The organism is Enterobacter sp. JBIWA005 (assembly GCF_019968805.1).
Lineage (GTDB): Bacteria > Pseudomonadota > Gammaproteobacteria > Enterobacterales > Enterobacteriaceae > Enterobacter > Enterobacter vonholyi.
Genome location: NZ_CP074160.1, coordinates 133,857 through 147,137, shown reverse-complemented (window position 1 = coordinate 147,137; position 13,281 = coordinate 133,857). Strand labels below are relative to the sequence as shown.

13 protein-coding genes and 2 pseudogenes are annotated in these 13,281 nt (G+C 53.7%); 11 read left to right on the top strand and 4 right to left on the bottom strand.

Annotation, left to right across the window (positions count from 1 at the left end):
* Positions 1-344: 344 nt before the first annotated feature.
* From KGP22_RS23095 to KGP22_RS24255, 5 genes and pseudogenes are all read left to right on the top strand, one after another.
* Positions 345-1,015: pseudogene (locus KGP22_RS23095) on the top strand (SOS response-associated peptidase family protein).
* 179 nt (positions 1,016-1,194) lie between these two features.
* Positions 1,195-1,617: a translesion error-prone DNA polymerase V autoproteolytic subunit gene (gene umuD, locus KGP22_RS23090; protein ID WP_223582580.1), complete on the top strand. Its 423-nt coding sequence runs from the start codon at positions 1,195-1,197 to the stop codon at positions 1,615-1,617.
* Positions 1,617-1,838: pseudogene (locus KGP22_RS23085) on the top strand (DNA polymerase V subunit UmuC); the annotation flags it as partial. The gene umuD and the pseudogene KGP22_RS23085, both read left to right, overlap by 1 nt.
* A 75-nt stretch (positions 1,839-1,913) precedes the next feature.
* Complete coding sequence (locus KGP22_RS23080; RefSeq protein ID WP_223582578.1) at positions 1,914-2,894, top strand: site-specific integrase; 981 nt, start codon at positions 1,914-1,916, stop codon at positions 2,892-2,894.
* Positions 2,895-3,036: 142 nt separating this feature from the next.
* Entirely contained in the window at positions 3,037-3,165 is a 129-nt protein-coding gene (locus tag KGP22_RS24255) for a hypothetical protein (protein ID WP_282443091.1), read from the top strand.
* A 36-nt stretch (positions 3,166-3,201) separates the two neighbouring features.
* Here the strand turns inward: KGP22_RS24255 and KGP22_RS23075 are convergent, their stop codons facing one another.
* Positions 3,202-4,407, bottom strand: coding sequence for an IS256 family transposase (locus KGP22_RS23075; RefSeq protein WP_223582576.1), 1,206 nt, complete (start codon positions 4,405-4,407; stop codon positions 3,202-3,204).
* Positions 4,408-4,512: 105 nt separating this feature from the next.
* Between KGP22_RS23075 and KGP22_RS23070 the strand changes: the two genes are divergently transcribed.
* From KGP22_RS23070 to KGP22_RS23060, 3 genes are all read left to right on the top strand, one after another.
* On the top strand, positions 4,513-6,453 hold the full coding sequence (locus tag KGP22_RS23070) for a tyrosine-type recombinase/integrase (RefSeq protein WP_223582574.1): 1,941 nt from the start codon (positions 4,513-4,515) through the stop codon (positions 6,451-6,453).
* 125 nt (positions 6,454-6,578) lie between these two features.
* Positions 6,579-7,646, top strand: coding sequence for a translesion error-prone DNA polymerase V subunit UmuC (gene umuC, locus KGP22_RS23065; RefSeq protein WP_282443090.1), 1,068 nt, complete (start codon positions 6,579-6,581; stop codon positions 7,644-7,646).
* Positions 7,643-7,795, top strand: coding sequence for a hypothetical protein (locus tag KGP22_RS23060; RefSeq protein ID WP_223582572.1), 153 nt, complete (start codon positions 7,643-7,645; stop codon positions 7,793-7,795). The genes umuC and KGP22_RS23060 overlap by 4 nt, the downstream gene beginning before the upstream one ends.
* On the opposite strand, the gene KGP22_RS23055 is transcribed toward KGP22_RS23060, so the two are convergent.
* Both KGP22_RS23055 and KGP22_RS23050 read right to left on the bottom strand, forming a co-directional pair.
* The gene (locus KGP22_RS23055; protein ID WP_223582570.1) at positions 7,784-8,755 is read right to left on the bottom strand and encodes a ParB family protein; all 972 of its coding nucleotides are present in this window, start codon (positions 8,753-8,755) and stop codon (positions 7,784-7,786) included. The two genes, KGP22_RS23060 and KGP22_RS23055, sit on opposite strands and share 12 nt — an antisense overlap.
* Positions 8,752-9,957: an AAA family ATPase gene (locus KGP22_RS23050; RefSeq protein ID WP_015493083.1), complete on the bottom strand. Its 1,206-nt coding sequence runs from the start codon at positions 9,955-9,957 to the stop codon at positions 8,752-8,754. Before KGP22_RS23050 ends, KGP22_RS23055 begins: the two co-directional genes overlap by 4 nt.
* 258 nt (positions 9,958-10,215) lie before the next feature.
* Here KGP22_RS23050 and KGP22_RS23045 point away from each other — a divergent pair, with 258 nt between their 5' ends.
* From KGP22_RS23045 to KGP22_RS23035, 3 genes are read left to right on the top strand one after another with little or no spacing between them, the layout of a single operon-like run.
* Positions 10,216-10,596: a transposase gene (locus tag KGP22_RS23045; RefSeq protein ID WP_073001090.1), complete on the top strand. Its 381-nt coding sequence runs from the start codon at positions 10,216-10,218 to the stop codon at positions 10,594-10,596.
* Positions 10,593-10,940 (top strand): IS66 family insertion sequence element accessory protein TnpB, encoded by a 348-nt coding sequence (gene tnpB, locus KGP22_RS23040; protein WP_073001021.1) that lies wholly within the window; start codon positions 10,593-10,595, stop codon positions 10,938-10,940. The genes KGP22_RS23045 and tnpB overlap by 4 nt, the downstream gene beginning before the upstream one ends.
* 49 nt (positions 10,941-10,989) lie before the next feature.
* A complete protein-coding gene (locus KGP22_RS23035) occupies positions 10,990-12,528 on the top strand; it encodes an IS66 family transposase (RefSeq protein WP_223579781.1) in 1,539 nt (512 codons plus the stop codon).
* A 295-nt stretch (positions 12,529-12,823) separates the two neighbouring features.
* On the opposite strand, the gene dqlB is transcribed toward KGP22_RS23035, so the two are convergent.
* Positions 12,824-12,919, bottom strand: coding sequence for a DinQ-like type I toxin DqlB (gene dqlB, locus KGP22_RS24250; RefSeq protein WP_282440866.1), 96 nt, complete (start codon positions 12,917-12,919; stop codon positions 12,824-12,826).
* Positions 12,920-13,281: the final 362 nt, after the last annotated feature.

Here is a 13,281-nt window from a genome sequence, read left to right as displayed (position 1 = left end):
CTCCTTTCTCAAATGCGGCGCCAGTTACGCCGTGCCGATACGACAGCCGGGTTAAAAGCGGAGAATGCAGGGGCGGTGCCGCAAGCCGCAGCGCAGTGAAAAAGCAGACGCTGGCTGGACGGTTTGACGGCGAAAATTGAGACGGAAAACGACGGGAAGACAGCGGGTAATGCGTTTGAAATTAACTGCGACCGGGTGAGGACACCGGCAGAGCGAACCCTTGCATTCGCAGCGTCCCGGCTACAGTAGCGGCACGGCGGCCACACGATGGCAGGAACCTGAAATACGGCCTATGTTCAGAACTGAGGTGAACCCTGATTAGAGATCCACAGCGGAGAAACACAATGTGCGGTCGGTTTACGCAGTATAACTCCCGCGAGGAGTACCTTGCCTTTCTCGGAGAAGAAGCTGAACGGGGTATTCCGTATGATCCGGAGCCCGTCGGCCGCTACAACGTCGCGCCCGGAACCCGGGTATTGCTGCTGAGTGAACGCCGCTCGCAGCTGCATCTTGATCCTGTTCACTGGGGTTATGCCCCGGAGTGGTGGAACAAGCCCGCTCTCATCAACACCAGAAGTGAAACTGCGGCCAGCAGCCGGATGTTCAGGTCACTCTGGGAGCACGGACGGGCCATTGTCTTTGCCGACGGCTGGTTCGAGTGGAAACAGCAAAACGGCGTGAAACAGCCGTTTTTCATTTACCGTAAGGACGGAAATCCACTCCTGCTCGCAGCCATCGGGAAACAACCATTTGTAAACGGCAATGACCAGGAAGGATTCCTGATCGTCACGGCAGCTGCGGATGAGGGACTGCTGGACATTCACGATCGGCGACCGCTCGTGTACTCACCGGCTGCCGCACGTAAATGGCTCAGCGAAAAGACAACCGGTAAAGAGGCGGAAGACATTGCCCGTGAGGGCAGTCTTTCCGCCGGAGATTTCACATGGCCCCCCTCAGCCGGGCAGTTGGCAATCCCGGTAACCAGGGCCGGAAACTTATTGAGCCACTGACCTAGCAGACGCTGAGATACGCGGCATCCACTCACAGGGTTATGCACCGTTTCTGTGGATAACCCTGAGCCTGTTTTATCCGCCAGAACAATGACCTGGCAGGAGCCGGTAAAATTCTCCTTGCAGGACGGAAAATATCTTAAATAATACTGTATATAAAAACAGGCATTTTAAGAGGTATGCCATGATCCTTTTTGTCTCTCCCGCATCTGAGCCAGCACTGTTCACCGCACCACTTTTCACAGAGCGCTGTCCGGCAGGTTTTCCGTCACCGGCAGCGGACTACACCGAAGACGAACTGGATCTGAACGCCTACTGTATCCGTCGCCCCAGCGCGACCTACTTTGTCCGTGCCATTGGCGATTCGATGAAAGATATGGGCCTGCACTCCGGCGACCTGATGATTGTCGACAAGGCCGAAAAACCCATGCAGGGGGATATTGTCATCGCAGAAACAGATGGTGAATTCACCGTTAAACGCCTGCAGCTTAAACCCCGGATTGCCCTGCTGCCGATGAATCCCGCCTACCCCACTCTCTATCCGGAGGAACTGCAGATCTTCGGCGTGGTGACGGCATTCATACACAAGACACGGGGTACAAACTGATGTTTGCGCTCGCTGACGTGAACTCGTTCTATGCCAGCTGTGAAAAGGTGTTCCGGCCTGACCTCCGGGACAAAGCCGTCGTCGTTCTCAGCAATAATGACGGCTGTGTGATCGCCCGTTCCAAAGAGGCGAAGCGGCTAAAAATCGCCATGGGCGTGCCATGGTTTCAGCTGAAGACGGCACAATTCCCAGAGCAGGTCATTGCCTTCTCCAGCAATTACGAGCTGTAGTAAGTTAAGTGGAATGCAACATCCTGAACTAAACTGATCCGGGTTTCCCAGTCACAGGAGGTCGGTATGATGCCGGGTAGCACACTGTTTACAACCAGTATGTATCTGGTTGAGCAATGGCTCGGACTTCTGATGGATCTGGGCCGGGCGGGTGCCACAATTAAGGCGTATCGCGGTGCACTGGTGCACTATTTACGCTATTGTGAGGAAAAGTCCCTTTCCCCACCGGATGCCCGTTTTGACGATTTCTCGGGTTACATCCGGCCGCAGTTGCCGGGCATGGAATGTCCTGTCGCCAGCGCCACTCTTCAGCTGCGCATCTCTGCCGTCCGTCTCTGGTATGAATTTCTGTCTTATCAGGGGCATTGTGAAACGAATCCGGTTCCGCGGGCCATGCTGCCGGGGCCGGTGTTCAGCGGGCGCGGGCTGGTGCCGAGAATGACAAAATTGCCCCGTATACCGGATGATCAGGCCTGGTTTACCCTGTTAAAGCAGGCCGCTGCGGGCTCATTACGCGACCGCCTGATGCTGGCACTGGTTTATTATGGTGCACTGCGGCGGGCGGAAGTGACAGCGCTCCGGATTGACGATTTTGATCCCGGTCACCGGTTGATCCGCATTCGCGCGGAGATCACCAAAAACCACCGGGAAAGAGTGGTTTGTTACAGCCCGACAGTGACACCGGTACTCGCAGCGCACATGCAGAAGTTACGGTCTCAGGGGATTTCCGGTGGGGCACTGTTTCGCTCTGTGTCTGATCGTAACCACGGAATGCCACTGAGTATCTGGAGCTGGAGTAAGACGGTTAAACACTGGGCCGTACAGGCCGAATTGCCGGATTTCTCAACGCATACCCTTCGTCATCTGCGGCTGACTCATCTGGCAAGAGCGGGCTGGAAACTGCATGAACTGGCGGCATACGCCGGGCACCGGGATCCCCGGACCACACAGATGTATCTGCATTTATCGGGTGTGGATCTGGCCGCCAGAATGGCTGGCGCCATCGCGATGACCGATCAGAAAGTTTCCGGTCTGATATTCGGCTGACGAGGGCAAGATGAAACCGGATGATGCTACCCGTGCTGTTTATATTCCTTTTGACAGAGCGCAATATATACTTTCAGACCATCTCTCGGACGAGGAGAGAACCGCGCTAAGTGTTGCCCGCCGGCGGACCGTCTTTCAGAAAATGACAAATCCTGTTCCTGCATTACTGCATCCACTCCGCGACATTGCGCTGCAGAGCGGGATCCCTGCCGGGATGGTGAAGAGGGCCATTCAGGCCGTGCTGGCGGTCGAGTCCGTCAAGGTGGTGTAAATTCAGTTACAGCTTTCCGGTCCGGCAATGAGCCTGTTATGCGCTGATTGGCAGCGCGTCGATTACTTCGGTTTCAGCGAGCTGGTCTGTCTCCGCCATGCTGTGTTGCGGCAGGTAGCGGTTCTGCAGCAACCATTCTTCATTCTGCTCCGTCAGGACCGCACCCAGAAGCCGTATGATGCTGTCTTCGTTGGGGAAGATGCCCACCACGTCGGCACGCCGTTTCACCTCTTTGTTCAGGCGCTCCAGCGTGTTGGTCGAGTGGATTTTCACCCGGTGCGCTTTCGGGAAGCCGAAGTACGCCAGCACGTCCTCTTCCGCTTCGTCCATCATCTCCGTAACCGCCGGGAAGGTTTTCTCCAGTTGGGCCGCAACCTCGCGCCAGGTGGCATGAGCGCTCTTCTCCTCTGTCTGTACGAACACCTGCTGCAGAGCGGCGCGGACCACCGACTGGCTGGCCCTGCTGACCCGGCCCAGCACGTTGCGCATGAAGTGGACCCGGCAGCGCTGCCAGCTGGCAGAGAACACCTGCCGTATCGCCGCCTTCAGGCCGCTGTGCGAGTCGGAGATAACCAGCTTCACGCCTTCCAGACCGCGCTCCTTCAGGCTCAGCAGGAAGGCAAGCCAGAACGCTTTGGCTTCTGACTCACCAATGCCCATCCCGATTATCTCCCGGCGACCGTCCGGGCTGACCGTGCAGGCGATTATTACCGCCACGCTGACCACCCGGCCGTTCTTGCGGACCTTCACATAGGTCGCATCCAGCCACAGATAGGGCCATTCTCCTTCCAGTGGTCGCTGCAGGAAGGGCTGCACGCGCTCATCGATACCGCGGCAGATGGACGACACCTGGCTGCGGGAGATACCGGTCATGCCCATCGACTGAACCAGCGCGTCAACCTTGCGGGTGGAGACGCCATTTATCCACGCCTCCTGGATTACCGCGTTCAGCGCTTTCTCCGACAGCCTGCGGGCCTCAAGAAAGGACGGGAAGTACGAGCCTTCACGCAGCTTCGGGATACGCAGGTCCAGCGTGCCGAGCCGGGTGTTGTACTGCCGGTCACGGTAGCCGTTGCGGTAGGTCTCGCGCTCATCGCTGCGCTCGTGAGGCTCTGCGTTGATGCGCTGAGTGACGTCGGCTTCCATGATGCGGTTGAGCATAAATTCGGTGAGTTCACGCAGAAAGTCCTCGCCGCCGAGTTGCATCAGGGTGTTGCTGAATGTCATGCTGTTGTCAGCCATCGGTTGACTCCTTTTAAGATAATGTCTTAGTAACCATTACCTTACCGGATAAGCCGATGGCTCTCACCATCCTTCCGAATTTACACCACGTCCTAAGACTCTACCGTGCTGGCGGAAACATACAATACAAATGCCCCCTGCTGGACATGGTCAGAAGATATCTGGCTGCGCCTTTTTAAACAAACACACCTCAGTGGCCCGTTACTGGCGGCTTTTGCCTGGCATTTAGGTCCCGTCAGAAAACCTCAGGAGCTTGAACGGTGCCGCCAGCCTGCGCTCTATGCCAGCGCAATATTCGGGCGGAATTTTTTCCTGCGGGAACTTCAGCGACTGACGGAAGTGCTGGTTTCGCTGGGCTATTCCCTTCGCCATCAGGAAATGTTCCTGTCCGCTGTTCTCGGTACCCTGATGCTGGAGAATGGAGATCCCCGTCTGGAGAGTTTTACGGAAGAACTGCTTAAACGCGGGCAACAGCATCGAACTGAAGGGATTGCCCGCGCGATTGGGAAGGTGTCTCATGGCCTGGCGGCCATGGGCATTCTGTCCCATCCCCTGCGGATGCGGGGTTATACTGGCTGGAAAGAGAAAAAAAAGGACGGTATTGCACCTGAATGGGTGCAGTGGTGTCAGCGCTGGCGTGACACCTCCGTACTGCGCCCCCGGACCCGCGAAACAAACTACAGTTTTATTTTGCGTATCGGTCTGTGGCTTGCAAGGGACTGCCCTGAGATACGTGAGCCCGGAGAGTGGACCATCAGTACCTGCGCCAGTTTTATTGCCGCACTGGGGAGAATGCATGTTGATGAGCTTTCTCTGGAGCCCGGGGAAAACCGGCGAGTGTCAGCCCGTTCCGGTCAACCGATGATGAGTAGTTCCCGGGCGGCATTCCTGTATGCCCTGCGGCGTTTTTTTGTCGATTATGAACTCTGGGGATGGGGCAGGCTTCACCTGAGCCCTTATCGTCATCTGGCAACGCCGGATACACCGGCGTTCAGTCGCGGAGTCACCCCCCGGGTGATCGATGATCCGGTCTGGCTGAAACTGATCTGGGCCAGTCTGAACCTGCGTCCGGAGGACATGCTGACGGAGATCCATTATCCGTTTGCCATGCATCAGGCAATGGCTGTGATCTGGACTCATGCAGGGCTTCGTCAGAATGAAATCCTGCGGCTGACTGTGGGGTGCGTGCGTGAACAGACGGATGATATTGTTCATGATGATGGCAATATTATTCCCGCCGGGACGCTTTGCTGGCTGGATGTTCCCGCAGGGAAAACGTCAAAAGCGTTTGTAAAGCCCGTCGCCAGTGTCGTGAAAAAATATGTCGATTTATGGCTGCAGGTGCGCCCGGCAGAACAGGCACCTCTGACTGATGAACGAACCGCTGAAAGGGTCAGCTATTTATTTCAGTATCGGGGAAAACAGGCTGGCAGTGCGATGCTGAATAATACCATCATTCCGGTACTGTGCGCCCGGGCGGGTGTTCCCTGTGAGGACAGCCGGGGACGGATCACCAGCCACCGGGGAAGGGCCTCTGCCGTCACCGCGCTGGCCAGCGTGCCACAGGGAATGACGTTACATGAACTGATGGAATGGTCAGGACACAGCTGTCCGCGCTCAACCCTGCACTACATCCGTATTCGCCCCACCCGGCTGGCGGCATCCTTTGTCAAAGCCGATAAAATTTCCCATATGATCAGCGTGCTGATTGATCACGACTGTCAGTCCATCACAGAGTCAGGACCTTCTTTGTACTATGATTTAGGTGAGTTGTATTGTACCAACCCGTTCTGGAGCAGTTGTCCGCACAGGATGGCCTGCGTCGGCTGTGATTTCAGCCTGCCAAAAAGCAGCTCCCGGGCTCAGGCCCTGGAAAGTAAAGCGTCCATACACCGGTATCTTGAGGAGGTTCCGTTGACACCGGATGAAAAAGCCATTGCGGAGGGCGATATCGACAAGCTGACGGCATTCATCAAAAAATGGCCGGCCAGCCACCTCCCGGTACCCGCTGACCCCCGGACATGTTTATCACCGTCAGCGTACTGATCCTCGTCATGTCTGGGTATGCTGCCAGGGCAGTTCCCTGTCCTGGCTACTGCCCGTTTTCTGCTTGGTCTCGTGCATGACCTTTAACACTTCACCCCGTCAGCAGGTTTCAGGTAACAATCCAGATGCTTGATTTTCTATTCCACATAAATGCTTCTATGTCCAACAGGGTGATGTCCCATCTGGAGGAGCTGGCGCCGCGCGTGGAGCAGTACAGCATCGACGAGATGTTTCTGGATATACGCGGTATAGACAGCTGCATCGATTATGAGGACTTCGGCCGGCAGCTGCGCGAACATGTTCGCTCCGGAACGGGGCTGACAATCGGCGTCGGGATGGGGCCGACCAAAACGCTGGCTAAAAGCGCGCAGTGGGCGTCCAAAGAATGGCCACAGTTCGGGGGCGTACTTGCCCTGACGCCACACAATCTGAAGCGAACTGAGAAACTGCTCTCACTGCAGCCGGTGGAAGAAATCTGGGGCGTCAGCCGCAGGATATCCAGGAAACTGAGCACCATGGGTATCACCACAGCACTGCAGCTGGCGCGCGCGAACCCTGTATTTATCAGGAAGAATTTCAGCGTTGTGCTGGAGAGAACCGTCCGGGAACTCAACGGAGAAAGCTGTATTTCGCTGGAAGAAGCGCCGCCGCCGAAACAGCAGATAGTCTGCAGCAGGTCCTTTGGGGAGCGTGTCACGACATATGAAGCAATGCGCCAGGCAGTCTGTCAGTACGCTGAGCGTGCAGCTGAAAAGCTGCGCGGCGAGCGGCAGTTCTGCAGGCATATTGCCGTTTTTGTGAAAACATCACCGTTCGCCATGAACGAACCGTATTACGGGAATGTGGCCAGTGAGAAGCTGATGACGCCCACGCAGGATACCAGGGACATCATAGCCGCAGCGGTGAAAGCACTGGACCGGATCTGGGTGAATGGCCATCGATATGCAAAAGCGGGGTGTATGCTCAATGATTTCACTCCTACGGGGGTTTCGCAGCTGAACCTGTTCGATGATACTCAGCCGCGAAGCAACAGCAGCCAGCTGATGAAAGTCGTGGACGGTATTAACCATTCAGGACTAGGAAAAGTGTGGTTTGCGGGACGGGGTATCGCACCTGAGTGGCAAATGAAACGAGAAATGCTTTCACCGGCCTATACAACTCGCTGGTCTGAACTGCCAGTAGCGAAATTATGAGTCACGAAGAGGTTGAAAAACGTGGTGATTTCAGCGTGAAAGAATTTCAAATTCTCCTTTATAATCAAACCAATAAGCATGAAATTGACGTGGTGAAAAACATACAAAAAAAGGATGCTCTTCGGCATCCTTATCCCTTACTCACCTGACTCTGGAAGTCTTTCCAGAATACGCTTTATTGCCTCATCAATCTCCGACTGTGCCTCAGCGGAAATACGGGAAAACTCATAAACAACAAGTCGCTTCTTTGGATCAGTTTTCTTTCTGGCAAACTGATTACGATCTGAAAATTCTCTCAGCTTCTCTGTTTGAACCGTTCTGGTCGGGCGGGTTGTCAGCGATTTGCTCTCAGCCCTGATAGCCGCCAGAATTTTGCTTTTATCAATTGCCGGATAATCTGGCATGGTCTTCAACCGATGCTGAACTTTTTCCATCAGTTCTGTTACAGATGTTTGATTTTTGTTTGCTTCTTCAGCCAGTTTCAGCAAAAACTGATAATCCGGCAACGAAATATCATTTATCACCGGGAATACTGCAACCATTTCATCTGGCACTGCTGCGGCCTGAAACGCACGAGTCACTTTCGCCGGAGAGAGATTCTCTTTCAACGCAATCTCTTCTTTCGTCATGCTAGTTCCATAGGTGACTTCGAGTCGTTTCCCCAACTCGCGAAGGCTATGTTCTCTGGCTGTCTGGATATCTTGCGCTAACTGCCGTGCATCGGCGAGTGATATATCATCTTTAGTTACTAGGATTTCGAATTTAACGTTATTAAATATGCAGGCGGCACGGCGTCGGGTCCCATCTAATATCTCAATTTGTCCATTAATCTCCCGTCCAATAGCCGGGAAGAATTGCTGCAGCTTTATCGTCCGGGAAATATCACTGACGGACTCACGCGTAAGCATAGCCTGATCTCGTCCATTGACCGATACATCAACGAACGTCTTTGATTCAATCTCTCCGCTTAATACAACCGTTTTGACAAATTTGGCCTGCTTGCCGGATTTAAGAGTAAACGTTTTGACATCTCCGTCACCTTCAAGCATACGGGCAAACTCTGAACTGCTATTACCGAGAACTCGCCCACGAGCTAAAACCTTTTTCATTTAGACTCTCCCCGGATGTATTCAATGCGGTCAAAAACTGCTTTCGTAAACCGTTCTGCTTCAGTACGTGCCTTTTTCAACGCTTCAGCACTACCAGGGTATGAAACAGGGTTAGCACTAATAATAGTGTCAAAAGATTCACCACATCGTTCGAATCCATCCAAACGTGGCAGTGACGAGTCCAGAATATTACTTGCATACACTTCGCGAGCCAGGCTATGCGAAGTTTCGTGATCACGCTTATTAGTCATTTTTGACATGAAACCGATACTCGCGCTCAGACGTGGTTCCACACCTTCGTCTTCAAGACGCTCCAGCATTTCAGGCAAACGTGTCAGATATTTAAGGGTTGAATGGAAATCAACCTGTGCCGGTGGAGTAGGGGTCAGAAGCAAATCACTCGCTGCCAGACCATTCAGAAGGAACGGATCAAGATGGGGACCAGTATCTATGAAGACAAAATCATAGTCACCAGCGATACGGTCAATGATTGTTTTCCTGAGGACTTCAGAAGGTTTAAGTCCTGGTAAATGTTCTGCGACTAAAGACTCCCACTGGCTCGCCACAAAGCCGTCATCAATAGAAGCAGGGATGACATCAACACCAGGAATAATGGTGGGCCGAATAACTGCTTCTCGCAATGTTTCAACATCGAGATCATTCAGCATTGCCTGAGCAGCTGTTTCAAGGACTGTACCAATGCTATGGGTGTGATCCAGGAACATAGTACTGGAGGCCTGTGGGTCGAGGTCTATTACAAGGATGCGAAGATCATGCCGCAGCAGGTCCTGATGTACACGCAACGCATGTGCAAGAGTAACTGTACTGACTGTTTTTGATACACCACCTTTAAGGTTTACAACGAAAATAACGTAGGGTTCTTTATGGATATCGCGATATTTAGGTATCTGTCGGTGGGCGTAGATATCGATAACATTCTTTATCGTCAGAGCATATTGTTCGACGTTACCAATCTGCTTTTTATTAAATATATAGCCGTCTTCTTCCATTTCTTTCATGGCCAGTTCTACGATACGCCGGCTCAGCTTTGGTAGTTTTGCGACAGCGTTACGAGTATATGTCTGATGATAATCTGTCAGATTAAATTCTTTCCTTTGTTCCTCAATATCCCTACTCATAGCCTGAAGTAAAGCGCTTGCTCTAAGAGCTATGGTACCCACACTACCGTAATCGCGTTTCATTGTTGTCCCCTCAAGATGGAATCCTTGCACATTGATGGCGTAGAAGCTCACGCTATTGTACACAATAAAAAACAACGTACAACATATAATGATACGGCGCTAAATTATTGTACATTAACACTTACCTATCACGTAGATCAAAAAGACAACTGAGGCTGTACTCAAAGTAAGCGTACAGCGTGAACCGTCTGGTCATAATCTGAAGCATCCGACAAAGTGGTGTCCACCAAATAAGTAGTGGGAACCAAAGTGTCAGATATGCAGAAAAATATGACTCCCGGCAGGCGTAAAGGCTGCCCTAATTATTCTCCTGAGTTTAAACAGCAGCTCGTTGCTGCCTCCTGCGAACCCGGGATATCCATCTCAAAGCTGGCGCTTCAAAATGGCATTAACGCCAATCTGTTGTTCAAATGGCGTCAACAATGGCGTGAGGGAAAGCTGCTATTACCTTCTTCAGAGAGTCCTCAGCTACTTCCTGTGACTCTCGATGCAGCTGCCGTACAGTCAGAGCCACTCGCAGAGGACCCGGAAACCCTCAGTATCAGCTGTGAGGTAACGTTCCGGCACGGAACGCTCCGCCTCAACGGTACTGTCAGCGAAAAGCTCCTGACCGTGCTGATACAGGAGCTCAAACGGTGATCCCGTTACCAACAGGCACCAAAATCTGGCTGGTTGCCGGTATCACCGACATGCGTAACGGCTTCAATGGCCTCGCCGCAAAGGTGCAGATGACGCTGAAAGACGATCCGATGTCCGGGCATGTCTTCATCTTCCGGGGCCGAAGCGGCAGTCAGATCAAACTGCTGTGGTCTACCGGTGACGGGCTGTGCCTGCTGACCAAACGGCTGGAGCGCGGGCGCTTCGCCTGGCCGTCAGCTCGCGATGGCAAAGTGTTCCTGACACCGGCGCAGCTGGCAATGCTGATGGAAGGTATCGACTGGAGACAGCCAAAGCGGCTGCTGACATCCCTGACCATGCTGTAGGCCTCTTTATCCTGGTTGTCGCAGAATAAGCCTGGTAAAATACGGGCCTATGAATGACACCTCTTCTGACGATATCCTTCTGCTAAAACAGCGCCTGGCCGAACAGGAAGCGTTGATCCACGCCCTTCAGGAAAAGCTGAGCAACCGGGAGCGTGAAATAGACCATCTGCAGGCGCAGCTGGATAAACTCCGCCGAATGAACTTCGGCAGTCGTTCCGAAAAGGTATCCCGCCGTATCGCACAGATGGAAGCTGACTTGAACCGGCTTCAGAAAGAAAGCGATACGCTGACGGGGCGGGTGGATGATCCGGCCGTGCAGCGCCCGCTGCGTCAGACCCGCACCCGCAGACCGTTCCCCGAATCACTTCCCCGCGATGAAAAACGGCTATTACCCGCAGAACCCTGCTGCCCGGAGTGTGGTGGCTTGCTGAGTTATCTGGGTGAGGATGCCGCCGAACAGCTGGAGATGATGCGCAGTGCCTTCCGGGTTATCCGGACTGTACGCGAAAAACACGCCTGTACTCAGTGCGATGCCATTGTGCAGGCCCCCGCGCCTTCGCGGCCCATCGAACGGGGTATAGCAGGACCGGGGTTGCTGGCCCGCGTACTAACCTCTAAGTATGCAGAGCACACCCCGCTGTATCGCCAGTCTGAAATATACGGCCGCCAGGGTGTGGAGCTGAGTCGCTCACTGCTGTCGGGCTGGGTGGATGCATGTTGCCGGCTGCTGTCACCGCTGGAAGAGGCACTTCGGAACTATGTGCTGACTGACGGCAAGCTCCACGCCGATGACACGCCCGTCCCGGTGCTGTTGCCGGGCAATAAGAAGACGAAGACCGGGCGGTTGTGGACGTATGTTCGTGATGACCGCAATGCCGGGTCAGAGCTGGCACCTGCCGCGTGGTTCGCTTACAGCCCGGACAGAAAAGGCATCCATCCGCAGACCCATCTTGCCGGCTTCAGCGGTGTGTTGCAGGCAGATGCGTACGCCGGGTTCAACGAGCTGTACCGCAATGGCCGGATAACGGAAGCCGCCTGCTGGGCTCATGCCCGCCGAAAGATCCACGATGTGCACATCCGCACCCCGTCAGCCCTGACGGAAGAAGCCCTGAGGCAGATCGGTCAGTTGTACGCCATAGAGGCGGATATAAGGGGAATGCCGTCAGAGCAGCGGCTTGCTGAACGTCAGCGAAAAACGAAACCGCTGTTGAGATCCCTGGAAAGCTGGTTGCGTGAAAAGATGAAGACTCTGTCGCGACACTCAGAACTGACAAAAGCGTTCGCGTACGCACTTAACCAGTGGCCGGCACTGACGTACTATGCGGACGATGGCTGGGCCGAAGCAGACAACAACATCGCTGAAAATGCCCTGCGGACGGTCAGTCTGGGTCGTAAAAACTTCCTGTTCTTCGGCTCTGACCATGGTGGTGAGCGGGGAGCGCTGCTGTACAGCCTGATCGGAACGTGCAAACTGAACGGCGTGGAGCCAGAAAGCTACCTCCGTTATGTCCTTGACGTCATTGCTGACTGGCCGATAAACCGGGTCAGCGAACTACTCCCCTGGCGCGTCGCACTGCCAACTGAATAACACATCCCCGTCAATACGGTTCTCGCTGGACGCTTACTACTCAAAGAAAAAACCGTGAGTCTGTTCAGAGCTTGCATCTGAGCAGGTGAGGGGTTGGACAAGCCCGGCGGGCGCGTCAGCCTGTCACATTGGGGTATGGGTGGGGGGCGCCCATCTCTTGCACAGAGCGGGCATTCATTGATGCCATGCCAGAGCAGGAATAATCGCCAGACTGGACGTTCAGGTTATTCTGTCCATAAATATTAAAGGGCGAAGAGTGGTTAACCCTTCGCCCTTAGTTACGTTTCCGGTCTTATCAGTCGATAAGCTCGCGGATCAGTTCGAGAACTGCAATCAGCGCATTCGCACACGCGACTACAGCCCGCAGAACGATGATTAACAGGTTAATCATCCGTTTCTCCATAAAATGGAGCGAGAGAGACTCCGCTTACTCTTACATTGCCTGTCGCGAAGCATATCTCATTGTTAGATGATGATGTTCTCACTCCGGCCAGAGCACCAGTTAACAGCACCACCTGTACTACTGATCAGGACTTTAAAATCGTTCATGCGCGATTCCGGAGCAAAAATATCACAGTGCTAACCCGATGATTATACAGCGTGTATCTTTGACTTCTACCCCATACTTGAGAAATTACCCCAAAGGTAATATTATTGAAGCGTTAGATGATGATGTTCTCAACCGGTCAGGGTTCCTGCTCAGGCCGAAGTAAAAAAACCGACCTCACCAGTCGGTTTTTTTACGCCCATATT

Coding starts and splice junctions, on each gene's coding strand:
- umuD (WP_223582580.1), top strand. CDS start 1,195: ATGATCCTTTTTGTCTCTCCCGCATCTGAGCCAGCACTGTTCACCGCA.
- KGP22_RS23080 (WP_223582578.1), top strand. CDS start 1,914: ATGATGCCGGGTAGCACACTGTTTACAACCAGTATGTATCTGGTTGAG.
- KGP22_RS24255 (WP_282443091.1), top strand. CDS start 3,037: ATGACAAATCCTGTTCCTGCATTACTGCATCCACTCCGCGACATTGCG.
- KGP22_RS23075 (WP_223582576.1), bottom strand. CDS start 4,407: ATGGCTGACAACAGCATGACATTCAGCAACACCCTGATGCAACTCGGC.
- umuC (WP_282443090.1), top strand. CDS start 6,579: ATGCTTGATTTTCTATTCCACATAAATGCTTCTATGTCCAACAGGGTG.
- KGP22_RS23060 (WP_223582572.1), top strand. CDS start 7,643: ATGAGTCACGAAGAGGTTGAAAAACGTGGTGATTTCAGCGTGAAAGAA.
- KGP22_RS23055 (WP_223582570.1), bottom strand. CDS start 8,755: ATGAAAAAGGTTTTAGCTCGTGGGCGAGTTCTCGGTAATAGCAGTTCA.
- KGP22_RS23050 (WP_015493083.1), bottom strand. CDS start 9,957: ATGAAACGCGATTACGGTAGTGTGGGTACCATAGCTCTTAGAGCAAGC.
- KGP22_RS23045 (WP_073001090.1), top strand. CDS start 10,216: ATGCAGAAAAATATGACTCCCGGCAGGCGTAAAGGCTGCCCTAATTAT.
- KGP22_RS23035 (WP_223579781.1), top strand. CDS start 10,990: ATGAATGACACCTCTTCTGACGATATCCTTCTGCTAAAACAGCGCCTG.
- dqlB (WP_282440866.1), bottom strand. CDS start 12,919: ATGATTAACCTGTTAATCATCGTTCTGCGGGCTGTAGTCGCGTGTGCG.